Origin of the sequence: Streptomyces sp. NBC_01257 (assembly GCF_035917255.1) — a bacterium.
Classification (GTDB): Bacteria; Actinomycetota; Actinomycetes; order Streptomycetales; family Streptomycetaceae; genus Streptomyces.
Window position 1 is genome coordinate 3,892,354 of record NZ_CP108472.1, and the last position, 15,390, is coordinate 3,907,743.

Annotated in this window: 13 protein-coding genes, 1 tRNA gene and 1 pseudogene; 8 read left to right on the forward strand and 7 right to left on the reverse strand. The window is 71.0% G+C overall.

Annotated elements, in window-relative coordinates; genetic code table 11:
• Positions 1-85: 85 nt before the first annotated feature.
• A complete protein-coding gene (locus OG408_RS16540) occupies positions 86-1,657 on the reverse strand; it encodes an MFS transporter (RefSeq protein WP_266779869.1) in 1,572 nt (523 codons plus the stop codon).
• A 62-nt stretch (positions 1,658-1,719) separates the two neighbouring features.
• Here OG408_RS16540 and OG408_RS16545 point away from each other — a divergent pair, with 62 nt between their 5' ends.
• Entirely contained in the window at positions 1,720-2,706 is a 987-nt protein-coding gene (locus tag OG408_RS16545; RefSeq protein ID WP_266779870.1) for a helix-turn-helix transcriptional regulator, read from the forward strand.
• A gap of 152 nt (positions 2,707-2,858) precedes the next feature.
• Here OG408_RS16545 and OG408_RS16550 read toward each other — a convergent pair whose 3' ends face one another.
• Positions 2,859-3,857, reverse strand: coding sequence for a sigma-70 family RNA polymerase sigma factor (locus OG408_RS16550; RefSeq protein WP_266779871.1), 999 nt, complete (start codon positions 3,855-3,857; stop codon positions 2,859-2,861).
• Between the two features lie 148 nt (positions 3,858-4,005).
• Between OG408_RS16550 and OG408_RS16555 the strand changes: the two genes are divergently transcribed.
• Entirely contained in the window at positions 4,006-4,557 is a 552-nt protein-coding gene (locus OG408_RS16555; RefSeq protein ID WP_266779872.1) for a GNAT family N-acetyltransferase, read from the forward strand.
• A gap of 106 nt (positions 4,558-4,663) precedes the next feature.
• A complete protein-coding gene (locus OG408_RS16560) occupies positions 4,664-5,704 on the forward strand; it encodes a questin oxidase family protein (protein ID WP_326670547.1) in 1,041 nt (346 codons plus the stop codon).
• A gap of 21 nt (positions 5,705-5,725) precedes the next feature.
• Here OG408_RS16560 and OG408_RS16565 read toward each other — a convergent pair whose 3' ends face one another.
• The gene (locus OG408_RS16565; protein ID WP_326670549.1) at positions 5,726-6,508 is read right to left on the reverse strand and encodes a dioxygenase family protein; all 783 of its coding nucleotides are present in this window, start codon (positions 6,506-6,508) and stop codon (positions 5,726-5,728) included.
• A gap of 135 nt (positions 6,509-6,643) precedes the next feature.
• On the opposite strand from OG408_RS16565, the gene OG408_RS16570 reads away from it, so the two are divergent.
• Positions 6,644-7,159 carry a MarR family winged helix-turn-helix transcriptional regulator gene (locus OG408_RS16570; protein WP_266779875.1) on the forward strand — a complete coding sequence of 172 codons (516 nt, stop codon included), beginning with the start codon at positions 6,644-6,646 and terminating at the stop codon, positions 7,157-7,159.
• Between the two features lie 120 nt (positions 7,160-7,279).
• Here the strand turns inward: OG408_RS16570 and OG408_RS16575 are convergent, their stop codons facing one another.
• Both OG408_RS16575 and OG408_RS16580 read right to left on the reverse strand, forming a co-directional pair.
• Positions 7,280-8,809: an MFS transporter gene (locus OG408_RS16575; RefSeq protein WP_285565016.1), complete on the reverse strand. Its 1,530-nt coding sequence runs from the start codon at positions 8,807-8,809 to the stop codon at positions 7,280-7,282.
• A gap of 206 nt (positions 8,810-9,015) precedes the next feature.
• Positions 9,016-9,678, reverse strand: a complete 663-nt coding sequence (locus OG408_RS16580; protein ID WP_266779877.1) for a TetR/AcrR family transcriptional regulator — start codon at positions 9,676-9,678, stop codon at positions 9,016-9,018.
• Positions 9,679-9,949: 271 nt separating this feature from the next.
• Between OG408_RS16580 and OG408_RS16585 the strand changes: the two genes are divergently transcribed.
• Positions 9,950-11,227 (forward strand): M6 family metalloprotease domain-containing protein, encoded by a 1,278-nt coding sequence (locus OG408_RS16585; protein WP_266779878.1) that lies wholly within the window; start codon positions 9,950-9,952, stop codon positions 11,225-11,227.
• Here the strand turns inward: OG408_RS16585 and OG408_RS16590 are convergent, their stop codons facing one another.
• Complete coding sequence (locus tag OG408_RS16590; RefSeq protein ID WP_442806033.1) at positions 11,228-13,033, reverse strand: class I adenylate-forming enzyme family protein; 1,806 nt, start codon at positions 13,031-13,033, stop codon at positions 11,228-11,230.
• 238 nt (positions 13,034-13,271) lie between these two features.
• Between OG408_RS16590 and OG408_RS16595 the strand changes: the two genes are divergently transcribed.
• From OG408_RS16595 to OG408_RS16605, 3 genes are all read left to right on the forward strand, one after another.
• Complete coding sequence (locus OG408_RS16595; protein WP_326670555.1) at positions 13,272-14,117, forward strand: IclR family transcriptional regulator; 846 nt, start codon at positions 13,272-13,274, stop codon at positions 14,115-14,117.
• A 128-nt stretch (positions 14,118-14,245) separates the two neighbouring features.
• On the forward strand, positions 14,246-14,869 hold the full coding sequence (locus OG408_RS16600) for a glyoxalase (protein WP_266779881.1): 624 nt from the start codon (positions 14,246-14,248) through the stop codon (positions 14,867-14,869).
• A gap of 112 nt (positions 14,870-14,981) precedes the next feature.
• Positions 14,982-15,054, forward strand: a tRNA-Arg gene (locus tag OG408_RS16605).
• Between the two features lie 71 nt (positions 15,055-15,125).
• Here the strand turns inward: OG408_RS16605 and OG408_RS16610 are convergent.
• Positions 15,126-15,386, reverse strand: a pseudogene (locus OG408_RS16610) (tyrosine-type recombinase/integrase); the annotation flags it as partial.
• Positions 15,387-15,390 lie beyond the last annotated feature (4 nt).

Here is a 15,390-nt window from a genome sequence, read left to right on the forward strand (position 1 = left end):
GTACGCACGACGACCGTGCCCGCACCCCCGTCGGGGGTGCGGGCACCGTCGGGTCATCCGGCTTCCGCTGCCGTCTGCCGCCGGCTCAGGGCGTCAGCACCGGCTCCGCCGCGGGCGCCTCGAAGCCGTCGGGACCGGCGCTCCCGTCCGCGCTCTCGTCAGCGGCCTCGTCGCCGCCCTCCACGTGCTGCTTCGGCCGGGCCGGCAGCGCGAACATCAGCAGGAAGATCACCGCGAGCACGCCGGCCACCCACCACAGCGACTGCTCGAAGGCGTCGGCGAACGCCGGGCCGATCTGCGGCGGCGTCAGGTGGTCGCCCATCGCGCCGATGAAGATGACCGAGACGAGGGCGAGTCCCAGCGCGTTGCCCATCTGCTGCACGGTGTTGAACAGCCCGGACGCCGATCCGGAGTGCTCCTTGGGCACCTCGGACAGCACCGCGTCGGCCAGCGGGGCCACGATCAGGCCCATGCCGAGGCCCATCACGACCAGCGGCAGCGCCATCTGCCAGGACGAGATGCCCATGCCGTAGCGGTCGGACTCCCAGATGTAGAGCAGCAGACCGGCGATCATGAGGAGCGCCCCCGCCTGGAGCACCTTGCGGCCGAACCGCGGCACCAGCTTCTGCACGGAGATGCCGGCGGCGAAGGAGACGGCGACCGAGAACGGGATGCCCGTCGTACCGGCGCGCAGCGCGCTCCAGCCGAGGCCCTCCTGCATGTACAGCGTCCAGACCAGGAAGAAGATGCCGAGGCCGATGCCGAAGGTCAGCTGCACGGCGATGCCCGCGGCGAAGCTCTTCACCCGGAACAGCGAGAGCTCGACCAGGGGCGAACCGTCGCGGCGCGCCTTGGCCCGCTCGAACAGCACGAGGACGGCGAAGACGACGATGCTGCCGGCCATCGACAGGTAGCCCCAGAGCGGCCAGCCCAGCTCCTCGCCGCGGGTCAGCGGGTAGATGAGCATGAGCATCGCCAGCGTCACCAGCACCACGCCGACCATGTCGAGGCGGAGCGCCTTCGGCGCCTTGGACTCGGAGATGAACTTGCGGCCCAGGATCAGGCCCGCGATGCCGACCGGCAGGTTGATCAGGAAGATCGGACGCCATTCGAGACCGGCGATGTTCCACTCGGTGAGCAGCGCGCCCAGCAGCGGGCCGGACACGGCGCCGAGGCCGACGATCGCGCCGAAGAGGCCGAAGACCTTGCCGCGCTCGTGGGCCGGGAAGGTGGCGTGCACGATCGACAGCACCTGCGGGACCATCAGCGCGGCCGTGCCGCCCTGGAGGATGCGGGAGGCGACCAGCATCTCCGGGTTGGCGGCGAATCCGCAGAGCGCGGAGGCGACGGTGAAGCCGCCGATGCCGATGAGGAAGAGCCGCTTGCGGCCGTAGATGTCACCGAGCCGGCCGCCGGTGATCAGACCGGCGGCGAAGGCCAGGGCGTACCCGGCGGTGATCCACTGGATCGAGCTGAAGGAGGCTCCGGTGTCCTCCTTGATGCTCGGGATGGCGATGTTGACGATCGTGACGTCGACCAGGTCCATGAAGGCGGCGGTCATCACGATGGCCAGGGCGAACCACCGGCGGCGGTCCGACGGGGCCGGTGGCACCGCGGGGGCGGCCGCCGACGACGGCAGGGATGCGGAAGAAGTCATATGAGGAAGTTAAACGCCCATTAGGTCAGGTCATGACCCAATGGGCGGGCATCCTGAGTGACATGACCGACACCCCGGCACGACTGCTGAATCTGCTGTCACTGCTCCAGACACCGCGCGAGTGGCCGGGCAGTGAACTGGCCGACCGGCTCGACGTCAGCCCGCGCACCATCCGCCGCGACATCGACCGCCTCCGTGACCTGGGCTATCCCGTCGAGGCGTCGCGCGGCTCGGTCGGCGGCTACCGGCTCGTGGCCGGTACGGCGATGCCGCCGCTGCTGCTGGACGACGAGGAGGCGGTCGCCATCGCGGTGGGTCTGCGGGCCGGGGCGGGCCATGCCATCGAGGGCGTGGACGAGGCGTCCGTACGGGCGCTGGCCAAGCTGGAGCAGGTGCTGCCCTCGCGGCTGCGCCACCGGGTCTCCACCCTGCAGAACGCCACGATGCCGCTGGCCCGCGGGGACGGTTCGACGATCGATCCGCAGACGCTGACCGTGATGGCGTCGGCGGTCACCGGCCGGGAGCGGCTGCGCTTCGCGTACCGCGCGGGCGACGGTGCCGAGACACGGCGGCAGGTGGAGCCGTACCGCCTGGTGAGCACCGGGTGGCGCTGGTATCTCGTCGCGTACGACCTGGAGCGGGCGGACTGGCGGACCTTCCGGGTCGACCGGGTGAGTGACCCGTTCGCGACGGGCGCCCGTTTCGCGCCCCGGGAGCTGCCGACCGGGGACGCGGCGGAGTTCCTGACCAGTTCCATGGCGCGCCGGCAGCCGGAGCTGGCGGTCGATGTGAGCTTCGCGGCCCCCGCCGAGTTCGTCGCCTCCCGCCTGCCCGCGTCGATCGGCCCGCTGGAGCGGACCGGTGAGGGAAGCTGCCGGCTGCGCGCGGTGCTGACGGACTCGCTGGAGTGGGTGGCGCTGCGGCTGGCCCTGGTGGACTGCGAATTCACCGCGCACCGGCCGGAGCAGCTGGTGACGTATCTCAGCGACCTGGGCGCCCGCCTCAGCCGTGCGGCCGCCCCCTCGCAGGCGCCGGCCACCCACGGCTGAAAGGCCCGGCCCCGTGGAACCGCCCCGTGAAACCGAGGGAGCCCGGCCGGAAAAAGGATGAGCCCCGGCGCCAGGGGGGGGTGGGCGCCGGGACTCAGCTCAGGGGGCCACCGATGTGAAGCGGCCCAATTCGGAGGTTACTGGACGCGGGCTCATGCCGCAGCGTCAAAGCCCGTGTCGTGAGCCATTCGCTTCAGTTCGAGCAGTGCGTGCTTCTCGATCTGGCGGATCCGCTCGCGGGTGAGCCCGTGCTGCTTGCCCACCTCGGTCAGGGTCCGCTCACGGCCATCCTCGATGCCGTACCTCATCCGGATGATCGATGCGGTGCGGTGGTCGAGCTTGCCGATCAGCTCCTCCAGCTCCTCACTGCGCAGCAGCGTCATCACGGACTGCTCGGGCGACACCGCGGAGGTGTCCTCCAGCAGGTCGCCGAACTGCGTGTCGCCGTCGTCGTCGACCGACATGTTGAGACTGACCGGGTCACGGGCCCAGTCCAGGACGTCGCCCACCCGGGAGGTCGTCGAGTCCAGCTCGGCGGCGATCTCCGCGTGCTCCGGGTCGCGCCCGTGCTCACGGTTGAACTCGCGCTGCACCCGGCGGATCCGGCCGAGCTCCTCCACCAGGTGGACGGGGAGCCGGATCGTGCGCGACTGGTCGGCTATGGAACGGGTGATGGCCTGCCGGATCCACCACGTCGCATACGTGGAGAACTTGAAGCCCTTGGCGTAGTCGAACTTCTCGACCGCGCGCACCAGGCCCGCGTTGCCCTCCTGGATCAGGTCGAGCAGGGGCAGCCCCGCACGCGGATAGCGGCGGGCGACGGCGACGACGAGCCTGAGGTTGGAACGGATGAATATGTCCTTGGCGCGCTCGCCCTCGGCGACCAGCGCCTCCAGCTCCTCGCGCGAGGCCCCGCCGGCTTCGCTCTCCGCCGCCCCGTCGAGGATCTGCCGCGCGAAAACGCCCGCTTCGACGATCTGCGACAGCTCGACCTCCTTGGCGGCATCGAGCAGCGGTGTGCGCGCGATCTCGTCCAGGTACATGCCGACCAGGTCGCGATCGGCGATCTCCCCGCCCACGGCGCGAACACTGCTTGCCCGGTTGGTCCCGCCGGTGGCGGACGAACGACGGGCGACGGCACGGGTTGCCATGCGTGCTCCCTTACTCAGTAGGTCGCGACACCCTTTCGGGTGCCCTGCATCCGATGGAAACAACGACTGGAATCCGGACAGAATTCCCACGACCGGCATTCATTTTCGCGATCATGCAGTACCCTGTCGCGCCACCAGGGGAGGTCACATGACAGTGCCGGGCACGGACGTGCAGGTCAGGGCGGGGATCGAGAGCGATCTGGAGGCTCTTACGGACATCTACAACCATTACGTCCGTGAGACCGCCCTCACATTCGACACAGTCCCCTTCACTCCCGCCCAACGCCTCCCGTGGCTGCGTTCCCATCCCGAAGACGGCCCCCACCGGCTCCTGGTTGCTCAGGATGTCCGCAATGCGGGTGAAACGAGCGGGACGGGCCCCCGGTTCCTGGGGTACGCCACCAGTAGTCCTTTCCGCCCCAAGGCGGCGTACTCCACCTCCGTCGAGGTCAGCGTCTACTGCTCCCCCGACGCCACGGGCCGCGGCGTCGGCACGCTCCTGTACACGGCGCTCTTCGAGGCACTCGCCGGCCAGGACGTGCATCGCGCGTACGCGGGCATCGCCCAGCCCAACGCCTCCTCGGTCCGGCTGCACGAGCGCTTCGGCTTCCGGCACATCGGGACGTACGAGGAGGTCGGCCGGAAGTTCGACCGCTACTGGGACGTCTCCTGGTACGAGAAGCGGCTGGGAACGCCCTAGTCCCGCACCCGGCCGCATACGGGACCGCAGACCTAGTCCCGCGACGGCCGCGCACGGGACCGCAGCCCGTTACCGGACGCCGTCGCGGTGCCTAGCGTGGCTCCGTATGGACCTCACAGCAGCCACCGCGCCCGACACCTCAGGAACCCTCGACGAAGCACTGGAACGACTGCACGCCTTCGGCCCCGAGCGGGGCGGCTGGCTGAGCAATCACGCCCCGATGGCCGTGGAGGCGCTGGTGCGCCACGGCCAGGCACCCGGGGTGCACCGCTGGCTCGACCACTACCGGGCGAAGCTGGAGGACATGCCGGACCGGGTCGCCGAGGTGACCCCTTCGAGCTGGCCGGAGGCGCTGGGCGACCCGCGGCGCATGGCCGACTGGACGGCCTACTTCGTGCGCGAGACGGCCGGCCGGCCATGGCGCGAGGTGCTCGCCGAGTGGTGGCCGCGGCTGCTGCCCGGCATCGCGGCGGGCGCCACGCACCCGGTGATCCGTGTCGGCCACAGCGTGCGCACCCTGCTGGACGCCGAGGAGAACGCGCCCCGCGTCACCGAACTGGCCCATGCGCTCGGCTACTGGGCGGCCCGCCATCAGCCGCTGCCGTCGCTGTCCGCACTCGCCCCGGCGGCCGACGCCGCGGCCGCCCTGGACGCCGTGGTGCCCGTGCCCGAGCAGAGCGGCGGCATCCGGGACCGGCTGGGACAGCTGACCGCGTTCCCGGCGTGGCCGGAACAGCCCGTGGCCGGCCCCGAGGCCGCCCGCGCCCGGCTGACGGAGCTGGTTCGGGCCGCCACCCATCGCTACGCGACGTACGGATACGGCGAGCCGATCATGCTGGTGCACGCCGCCACCGCGCCCAACGCCGTGCTGCGCACGCTGCCCGCGCTCCCGCGCGAGCTGTGGGCGCCGAGCCTGGACGCGGCCTGGGCGGCGAGCGCGGCGGTCACCGCCGCCTACTCACCGGCACGGCCCGCCGATCCCGCGCCCGTGCCCGCCGGGCTGTCCCCCGAGGAGGTCTTCGCGCGGGCTGCCGCCCATGGCGACGACCACACCATCAAGTTCACCGACACCGCGCTGGACATCGGCGACGCGACCGCGCTGGCCGCCGCGCTCCGCTCGGTCGAGCTGAACCCGCCGGCTCTCTGACCGCCCCGCCCCTCTCCTGCCTCAGCCGAACTGCACCGAGCGCTTGGCCAGCCCCATCCAGAACCCGTCGATCACGCTGCGCCCCTGCCCCAGCTCCTGCTCCGCGGCGCCGAGCGTGACGAAGAGGGGGGCGAAGTGCTCGGTGCGGGGGTGGGCGAGCCGGCCGGCCGGGGACTTGTGCTCGAAGTCCAGCAGCGCGTCGATGTCCTGCGCCTGGAGTGCGCGGTGCCCCCAGTCGTCGAACTCCGCCGACCAGCCGGGCACGCCGCCGCCCGTATGCCGCAGCGCGGCCAGGTTGTGCGTGAAGAAACCGCTGCCGACGATCAGGACGCCCTCGTCGCGCAGCGGCGCGAGCTTGCGCCCGATGTCCATCAGCTTCTGCGGGTCGAGCGTCGGCATGGAGATCTGCAGCACCGGGATGTCGGCCTCGGGGAACATCTCCACCAGCGGGACGTACGCCCCGTGGTCGAGGCCCCGGTCGGGGATGTCCTGGACCGGCGTACCGGCGCCGCGCAGCAGCTTGCGGACGCTGTCGGCCAGCTGCGGGGCCCCGGGGGCGCCGTACCGCACCTGGTAGTAGTGCTCGGGGAAGCCCCAGAAGTCGTAGACCAGCGGGATCGTCTCGGTGGCGCCGAGCGCGAGCGGCGCCTCCTCCCAGTGGGCGGACACCATGAGGACGGCGGTGGGGCGCGGGAGACCGGCGGACCAGGCCGCGAGCTCACCCGGCCAGACCGGATCGTCGGCCAGCGGCGGTGCGCCGTGGGAGAGATAGAGGGCGGGCATGCGCTCCGCGGTGACTGTCATGACACTCCCCATCCACTGCTGATCGAGGTAAGTCTTCTACCGGGACCTTCAGAAGGAACAGTTCTTTAATCTTCAAGTTCCTACGTTCGGAGACCTTAGCTCTATCTTGTTCAACTTTCAAGAAAAGGTCGTACAGTGGAGTACATGACCACGGCATCCACAAGTGAGCAGACGCGTTGGCTCACCGACGAAGAACAGCGCGTCTGGCGTGCGTACCTCCACGCCACCACGCTCCTGGAGGATCATCTCGACCGCCAGTTGCAACGCGATGCCGGTATGCCGCACATCTACTACGGGCTGCTCGTCCAGCTCTCCCAGGCACCCCGCCGTCAGAAGCGGATGACCGAACTGGCCAAGGACGCCAAGATCACCCGCTCCCGGCTCTCGCACGCCGTCGCCCGGCTGGAGAAGAGCGGCTGGGTGCGGCGCGAGGACTGCCCGTCCGACAAGCGCGGCCAGAACGCTGTCCTCACGGACGAGGGGTACGCGATGCTCCGCCGCTCGGCCCCGGGCCACGTCAGTGCCGTACGCCAGGCGATGTTCGACCGGCTCACCGCCGAGCAGGTGCACTCGCTCGGCGAGATCATGCAGGTCATGGCGGCCGGACTGCAGCCGGAGGGCACGGACGCGGACCTCCCCTGGCTCCGCTGACACCACCGCACCACGGCCTCCGCCCCCTGCCCGAACGCGCCTCTGCCCCGGTTCCGTCGAACGGAACCGGGGCAGAGTTCGCTTCGCACCGCGTCACGGCACGCCGCGCGCGCGAGGGGGTCAGTGCGCGACGACAGGCACCTTGAACTCGTCCTCGACGGCGTCGGCGGAACCGGTGCCCCCGGACGCCGTGGTCGTCGACGACGGACGGCCGGCGTTGATGAAGGTCCCCGCGATCGCGGCGGCCACCACCAGGATGCCGACGGCCCACCAGATGGCGCCGGTGAAGCCGTGCACCATCGACTGGAGCTTCAGCAGCTCCGGGTCGGTGGCACCGAGCGCGGCGTGCGAGGTGGCGTACGCCGTGGCGGCGGAGGCGGCGATGGTGTTGAGCAGCGCCGTGCCGATCGCACCGCCGACCTGCTGCGAGGTGTTGACCATCGCGGAGGCGACACCGGCGTCACGCGGCTCGATGCCGTGCGTGGCCAGCGACATGGCGGGCATGAACGCCGTGCCCATACCCAGACCCAGCAGCAGCTGACCGGGCAGGATGACCGCCGCGTAGGACGAGTCGATCTCCAGCTGCGTGAGCAGCAGCATGCCGACACCCGCGGTCAGGAAGCCGGGCGCCATCAGCATGCGGGCCGGGACCCGCGTCATCAGCCGGGCGCCGATCTGCGTCGAGCCGGTGATCATGCCGACGATCATCGGCATGAAGGCGAAGCCCGTCTTGATCGGCGAGTAGCCCTTGACGACCTGGAGGTAGTACGTGAGGAAGAGGAACAGGCCGAACATCGCGATGATGGCCAGACCCAGGGAGAGGTAGACGCCACCGCGGTTGCGGTCCATCACGACGCGCAGCGGGAGCAGCGGCGACTTGACCTTGGCCTCGACCAGGACGAACGCCAGCAGCAGGACGGCGGAGGCGACGAACGTACCGATGGTCAGCGCGTCCGACCAGCCGCTGGACTCGGCGCGGGTGAATCCGTACACCAGCGAGACCAGACCCAGCGCGGACAGGACGACGCCCGGGATGTCGAGCGACGAACGGTTGCGGCTGCCGGCCGGCTCACGGATGACGAAGTACGCACCGGCGGCGGCGACGATCGCGAACGGGATGTTGACGAAGAACGTCCAGCGCCAGTTCAGCGTCTGGGTGAGCAGACCGCCGAGGATCAGACCGACGGCGCCACCGCCACCGGCGATCGCACCGTAGATGCCGAACGCCTTGGCGCGCTCCTTGGCATCGGTGAACATCACCGCGAGCAGCGACAGGGCCGCCGGGGCGAGCAGCGCGCCGAACACGCCCTGGAGAGCGCGGGAGCCGAACAGCATGCCCTGGTTCTGCGCCGCGCCGCCGAGTGCGGAGGCCAGCGCGAAGCCGATCAGGCCGACGACGAAGGTGCGCTTGCGGCCCCAGAGGTCGGCGATCCGGCCTCCGAAGAGCAGCAGTCCGCCGAAGGCGAGGGCGTAGGCGGTGATGACCCACTGCTTGTTGGCATCGGTGATGCCGAGGTCGGTCTGCGCGTGCGGGAGCGCGATGTTCACGATGGTGGCGTCGAGCACGACCATCAACTGGGCGAGGGCGATGAACGCCAGCGCCTTCCAGCGACTGGGGTCCGGGAGTCGGATATCAGCTGTTTTTGACATGGGAGTAGCCACCTAAGGACGCGCGAGGGCGCGCGGGGTCGTGAACCGTGAATTCGGTGAAGGCCGGACGGAAGCGGGGGGTCGGGCTCCGACGGGAGGTCAGAGGCCGGAGATGAGAGGTCGCAGGGGCATGGAGGAAGAAGGAGGGAGTGGCCGAGGCGTGACGGACACGCGGCCGGGCGCCGTTCGGGAACCCGGCGCGGCGGTCAGCTCCGGCGCCGCAGATCCTCCAAGGTCGCCGCCGTTCCGGGCAGGACGGACCGGGCCGGGGCCTCCAGTCCGTCCAGGAACAGCTGGATGTGGCGATGGGTGAACCGGTCGATGTTCGGGCAGGCGATGCCGGGCAGCGGCCGGGTGAGCTGGGAGAGGACGACCAGTACGTCACCGACGGCGATGTCGGTACGCAGGCGCCCCGCGGACATGGCGCGCCCGACGAGCCCTTCGACGGCCTCTTCGAGGCGCCGGCGCTCGGCGAGCAGTTCGGGATGGTCCTTGTCGAAGCCGCCGGACAGCATGGGGCACAGGGCCCCGATCCGTTCGTCGGCCGCCGCGTGCACGAAGCGGCTGAGCGCGACGAAGGGGTCGGACTCCTCCGTCGCGGCCTCCTCGGCGCGGTCGGTGGTGCGGGAGGTGACCGCGAGGACGACCTCATGGGTCAGGGCGGCCCGGTCCGGGAAGTTCCGGTAGAGGGTGGCGTTGCCGACACCTGCGCGGCGGGCGACCTCGTCGAGCGGCACATCGGGCCCGAACTCGACGAACATCTCGCGCGCGGCCGTCACGATCCGCTCCCGGTTGCGCAGCGCGTCGGCCCTCGGCCGGGGCGTACGCGGCTGCGCGGTGCCGGTTGCGGTACGGGTGACGGTGTCCACGGCGGCGCTCCTTCTTCTCCTGCGTCAGTAAGTGCGGCACCCCTTCGACGTAACCGGGGACCGCTTCCCCGTTTCGCGGGGACACCGGTGCAAACGGGGAAATGATCCCCGCTTATTTCCCGCCTCAATGTGACCTGAGTCACACCCCTGGAAATCCGCCGAAAACCCACCGATCGGCGCACCCAACGCGCGGGTCCGCACCGCCCGGCCGAGGCTGATCGACAGAGCGCAGTCAGGGTCGGCCGACTGCCGCGGACCCGAAGGCGCCTCTATGCAGCAGCCCCGCCACCGGATACGCAAGCACCGTCGTCCGGTAGCCCTCGGCGCGGCAACAGCCCTGGTCATCGCAGCTCTGGCCTCGGCCAGCAGCACCCTCCCCCTGCCGAGCCGGGCCTCCGCAGGACCGATGACCACCGCCCGGTCGGCCGGTCTCGCCCCGTGCCGGATATCGGCGACCATGGGGGTGCAGATGTCGGAGGGCATGCCCACCCAGCCCGGCTACGCCCGTTCCACCGGTCAGGTCCACGCGCTGAACCTGATGATCGACTTCCCGGACGCGCCGGGGAAGGAACCGGCGATGGACCGGCTCGCGGAGTTCTTCCCGCAGACCACGGACTGGTTCCGCACCAGTTCCTACGGCCGGCTCACCTATGTGCCGGAGGCCCCGGTGAAGACGTGGCTGCGGATGCCGTTGCCGTTCTCGGAGTACGGGATCGAGCGCGGATCACCGTACGAACCCGGCTACCGCCACCTCGTCCAGGACATCGTCGCCGCCGCCGACCCGAAGGTGGACTTCAGCGCGTACGACCTGGTGAACATCCTGGTCACCCCGAACGCCGGCCCCTCGGCCCTGGACACCGTGCTGTCCGTGACGTTCTCGGGCAACGACGACGCCCCCTACGCGGACGGGGTGCCGCTCTCCAACACCTCGTTCGTCTACAGCCGCCAGGACGACGGCTCGGGCTCGTACGCCCAGACCGGCTACCGCGTCCTGCCGCACGAGAACGGCCACGTCTTCGGCCTCCCCGACCTCTACACGATGGAGGGCGGCGGCTCCGTCGGGCACTGGGACATCATGTCGGAGGACTGGGGCGCCAACAACGACCTGCTGGGCTGGCACAAGTGGAAGCTCGGCTGGCTCGACAACAGCCAGATCAGCTGCGCCGCGCAGTCCGGCACCAGCGACCACGTACTGGAACCGCTGGCCACCCACGGCGGCACCAAGCTGGCGTTCGTCCCGCTGACGGCGGAGTCCGGCTACGCGGTCGAGGTGCGGACCCAGGCCGGCAACGACCAGGAGGTCTGCCGGCCCGGCGTGCTGATCTACAAGGTGAGCTCGGACGTCGACACCGGCCAGGGCCCCGTGTCGGTCACGGACAGCACCAAGGACAGCAGCGGCTGCACCCGGCTGCCCAACGTGCACGCCGAGCTCTCCGACGCCCCGTTCCAGCCCGGCCAGACCTATGACGACCGGGCCAACGGCATCAGCATCTCGGTGGTCGACAAGGACGCCAAGGGGAACTACCGGGTACGGATCACCCGCCCCTGATCACCCGCCCCCGGCCGCTCCCACCTCGCGCTCCACCGGCCCGCGCAGCTCGCGCTTGAGGATCTTCCCGGTGGCGTTGCGGGGCAGCGGCCGGTCGGACAGCAGCACATGGGCGGGCACCTTGAACGCGGCCAGGCTGCGCCCCACGTGCTGCCGCAGCTCCTCGGCCGTGGCACCGGCGCCGGGGCGGAGCCGGACGACCGCGGCGACCTCCTCGCCGAGCACCGGATGGGCCACCCCCAGCATGGCCGCGTCCTCCACGTCCGGATGGTCGTGCAGCACGGACTCGACCTCGACGCAGTACACGTTCTCGCCGCCGCGGATGACCATGTCCTTGATCCGGTCGACGACACTGACCCGCCCGTCCCGGACCACCGCCAGGTCTCCGGTACGGAACCAGCCGCCGCTGAACGCCTGCGCGGTGGCCTCCTCGTCCCGCCAGTAGCCGCGGACCAGCGCCTGGCCGCGCAGCCACAGCTCCCCGACCTCTCCCTCGGGCAGCGCCTCCCCCGCCGGACCGGAGATCCGCACCTCGGTGCTCGGCGTCGGGCGGCCGACACTGCCCGGATGGGTCCGGTACTCGGCGCCGAAGTTCGCCAGGACGCCGCCACTGGTCTCGGTCAGCCCGTAGCCGTTGCGCGGCTCGATCCGCTCCCCGAACCGGGCGGTCAGCCGGCCGACCAGGACGGCCGGTGCGGCCGCCCCGCCGGTGTTGAGCATCTGGAGGCTCTCCAGCCCGTCCCCCGCGCCGGCGGCCGCGGTGAGCAGCTGGAGCGCGGTCGCCGGCACCCCGGCGTAGTGGGTGACGCGGTGTTCCCGGATCAGCCGCAGCGCCTCGTCCGCGTCCCACTTCCGCATCAGGACCAGGGCGCCGCCCGCGGACATCGCGGCATAGAGGCCGGTGAACGCGGCGACGTGGAAGAACGGAAACGTCAGCAGGGTGACGGGAGCGGGCCCCTGCCCCGGAATGACCCCCCGGGCCAGCGCGGAGGCCGCCGCGTGGAACCGCGGATTGCGCGCGGCGCCCGCCTGGGCGAGCTGCGTGGCGACGGCCCCCTTGGGCCGGCCGGTGGTGCCGGAGGTGTAGATGATCGTCGCGTCGTCCTCGGGCCTGATCTCCACCTCGGGCGGCGCGGCGTACGGATCGGGCTCGGGCAGATCCTCGTACCACTCGACGCCCGCACCGGACTCCCGGCCGTCCGCCTCCGCGCCGGAGGGCTGCCGGAGGTCCCCGCCATGGAAGACGACCACCCGCGCCCCGGCGCTCCAGGCCCAGCCGACGACCCTGGGCAGCCGTTCCCCGTCGACGAGGAGCACCCGCGGCCCGGAGTCGTCGAGCGCGTACGTGAACTCGTCCTCGGTCCACCAGGCGTTGAGCGGGACGGCGACCAGCCCGGCCAGCTGGGCGGCCCAGAACGCGATCTGCCACTCGGGATGGTTGCGCATCGCGATCACGGCCCGGTCGCCCGGGCGGAGCCCGTGCACCTCGCTCAGCCGGCACGCGAGGGCGGAGGCGGCGGCGAAGAACTCCCCGTACGTGTAGCTGCGCTCCTCCGCGATCAGGAACGGCTGGTCCCCGAACGCCCAGGTGGTCTCCACGAACTCCCGGAGGGTCCGGGGCCCGTCCGCGTACACGAGCTGCCCCGCCTCCGGCCCGTCCTCGGCCCGCACGACAGCGAACGGACCGCCGGGCCCGGTCAGCACGGAGGGGACGGGTGCGGGCGGTGCGGACGTGGGTGGAGTGGACGTGGGCGGAGTGGGCGCGGGTGGAGTGGACGTGGACGGGGTCGGATCGGTGTGCGGCACGAGCGACCTCTCTAAGCGCTTGCTCAGGGCTTTCGCGACGCTATGCCCGCACCCGCCCCCCGTCAAGGGATCACCGAGCCGCCCGGCCCGTTTCCACGTACGACGGGATCCGGGAGAAACTGACCACGGGGTGCCGGTGGCCGCGTGACGCGCAACGGAGCGCGTGTCCAGGTGTCAGCAGACGTCCGAGGGGCGTGGAGTCACGTCCCCCGTTGCCGAGCGACACCCTGGAGCACGCATGCCCCAACCCCCCGAGCCCACCTCTCCGCCTCCCCCTTCCTCCTCCCCCGCCCCCACCCTGATCGGCTCCGTACAACGAGCCCTGCGCCTGATGGAAGCGGCGGCGGACCACCCGCAGGGCGCCACGGCGAAACAGTTGGCCCGCCGCGCCGATCTGCCGCTGAGCACGACGTACCACCTGCTGCGCACCCTGGTGCACGAGCACTATCTGCGCCGCGATCAGGGCCTGTACGTGCCGGGGGACGCCGCCTGCACACTCACCCGCACCAGCGCCCGGGCCGCCGCCGACCTCCCGCACTGGCTGACCGAGGTGGCGCGGGACCTGGACGCCGCGGCCTACTACGCGCTCTATCTGGACGGTGAGGTCCGGCTCACGCACGCCGTGGACGGCCCGTCGCACTCGGGCGTCGAGGAGTGGGCCCCCTTCGGCGCGTCCGCCCACGCGCACGCCATCGGCCTGTGCCTGCTGGCACAGCTCGACGACGCCCCCCGCCGGGACCACCTGGACCGCCATCCACCGCTGCCGCTGACCCGGAACACGGTGACGGACCGGGACCTCGTGCTCAGTCGGCTGGCCCGTATCCGGAGGGCGGATCCGGTGCTGGAGACGGAGGAGTACGCCCTGGGTACGGTCTGTGCCGCCGTGCCCATCACGATCGGCGCGGTGCCCTCGGCCATCGCGATCTCGCTCCCACTGAGCGAGGCGCACCGCCTGCACGCCACCGCGCAGCGGCTCAAGGCACGGAGCGAACGGACGCTGACGTCGTTCTCGTTCACGGTGAACGCAGACCCGGCCCCAGCCCCGGCCCCGGCCCCGGCCCCGGCCCCGGACTCACCGGCCTGACCCCCACGCCCCCGCTCACACTCCCCCGCCCTCTCCCTCTCACCCTCCCTCTCCCCCTGACCTGCGGCGACCGAACCGGTCAGGAATCGAGAAGCACTCGCACCCGCCCCGTCATTAGCGTGAAGCGCATGAACTCCATCGAATCCCTCACCCTCGAGGTGGCCGACACGACGGCCGCCAACCGCTTCTACACCGCCTTCGGCCTGAGCACCCAGGTACTCCTGCGCGCCTCGGACGCACCCACCACCGGATTCCGCGGCTTCTCGCTGTCCCTCACGGTGTCCCAGCCGGCCGACGTCCGCGGCTTCGTCGACGCCGCAGTGGCCGCCGGCGCCACAGCGCTGAAGCCCGTCTCGAAGTCCTTCTGGGGCTACGGCGGCGTCGTCCAGGCCCCGGACGGCACGATCTGGAAGATCGCGACGTCGACGAAGAAGGACACCGCCCCGGCCACCGGCCACATCGACCAGCTGGTGCTCCTGCTGGGAGTCTCGAACATGACCGCCACCAAGCGGTTCTACGTCGACCGCGGCTTCACGGTGGCGAAGAGCTTCGGCAGCAAGTACGTCGAGTTCGACACCGGGGACAGCCCCGTCAAGCTGGCCCTCTACGGCCGCCGCGCCCTCGCCAAGGACGTCGGCGTCCCCATCGACGGCACCGGCTCGCACCGCCTCGCGATCACCTGCGCCACCGACGCCTTCACGGACCCGGACGGCTTCGGCTGGGAGGCCGCGTCCCTGGCATCCACCTCCTGACCGGGAACCCGTCTCCGCAGGTCACCCGGCCTGCGGAGCCCGCCGACCCGGCCATGCGCCTTATGGGGGCGCACCCTCGAAGCGCGATCCGCTAGGCTGTCAGCGCCCAGTTGCCTTCGTAGCTCAGGGGATAGAGCACCGCTCTCCTAAAGCGGGTGTCGCAGGTTCGAATCCTGCCGGGGGCACAAGCGAAAAGACCCCGGACCGATCATGGTCCGGGGTCTTTGACATCTACAGCTGACCTCAACGGCGGCGGTCACTCACGACCGGGCCGCCTCTTGAGCAGTCTGTCCATGTGGCTGATTGCCTCGCGCCGGGTGTCCTGGACAACGTGCGTGTACACGTCCATCGTGATGCCGATCTGGCTGTGGCCGAGGATCTCCGTCACGACACGAGGAGCCACCCCGGCCGCAGTCAGGATCGTGGCACAGCCGTGCCGGGCATCGTGCAGGCGGATAACCCGGAGGCCGGCGGATTCGGCAACGCGAGTGAACGAGCGGTAGACGTTCCGCGGCTCCCCC

What these genes read in the sequence shown, in the direction of transcription:
- OG408_RS16540 (WP_266779869.1), bottom strand. Translation starts at nt 1,657, where the DNA reads ATGACTTCTTCCGCATCCCTGCCGTCGTCGGCGGCCGCCCCCGCGGTG.
- OG408_RS16545 (WP_266779870.1), top strand. Translation starts at nt 1,720, where the DNA reads ATGACCGACACCCCGGCACGACTGCTGAATCTGCTGTCACTGCTCCAG.
- OG408_RS16550 (WP_266779871.1), bottom strand. Translation starts at nt 3,857, where the DNA reads ATGGCAACCCGTGCCGTCGCCCGTCGTTCGTCCGCCACCGGCGGGACC.
- OG408_RS16555 (WP_266779872.1), top strand. Translation starts at nt 4,006, where the DNA reads ATGACAGTGCCGGGCACGGACGTGCAGGTCAGGGCGGGGATCGAGAGC.
- OG408_RS16560 (WP_326670547.1), top strand. Translation starts at nt 4,664, where the DNA reads ATGGACCTCACAGCAGCCACCGCGCCCGACACCTCAGGAACCCTCGAC.
- OG408_RS16565 (WP_326670549.1), bottom strand. Translation starts at nt 6,508, where the DNA reads ATGACAGTCACCGCGGAGCGCATGCCCGCCCTCTATCTCTCCCACGGC.
- OG408_RS16575 (WP_285565016.1), bottom strand. Translation starts at nt 8,809, where the DNA reads ATGTCAAAAACAGCTGATATCCGACTCCCGGACCCCAGTCGCTGGAAG.
- OG408_RS16585 (WP_266779878.1), top strand. Translation starts at nt 9,950, where the DNA reads ATGCAGCAGCCCCGCCACCGGATACGCAAGCACCGTCGTCCGGTAGCC.
- OG408_RS16595 (WP_326670555.1), top strand. Translation starts at nt 13,272, where the DNA reads ATGCCCCAACCCCCCGAGCCCACCTCTCCGCCTCCCCCTTCCTCCTCC.
- OG408_RS16600 (WP_266779881.1), top strand. Translation starts at nt 14,246, where the DNA reads ATGAACTCCATCGAATCCCTCACCCTCGAGGTGGCCGACACGACGGCC.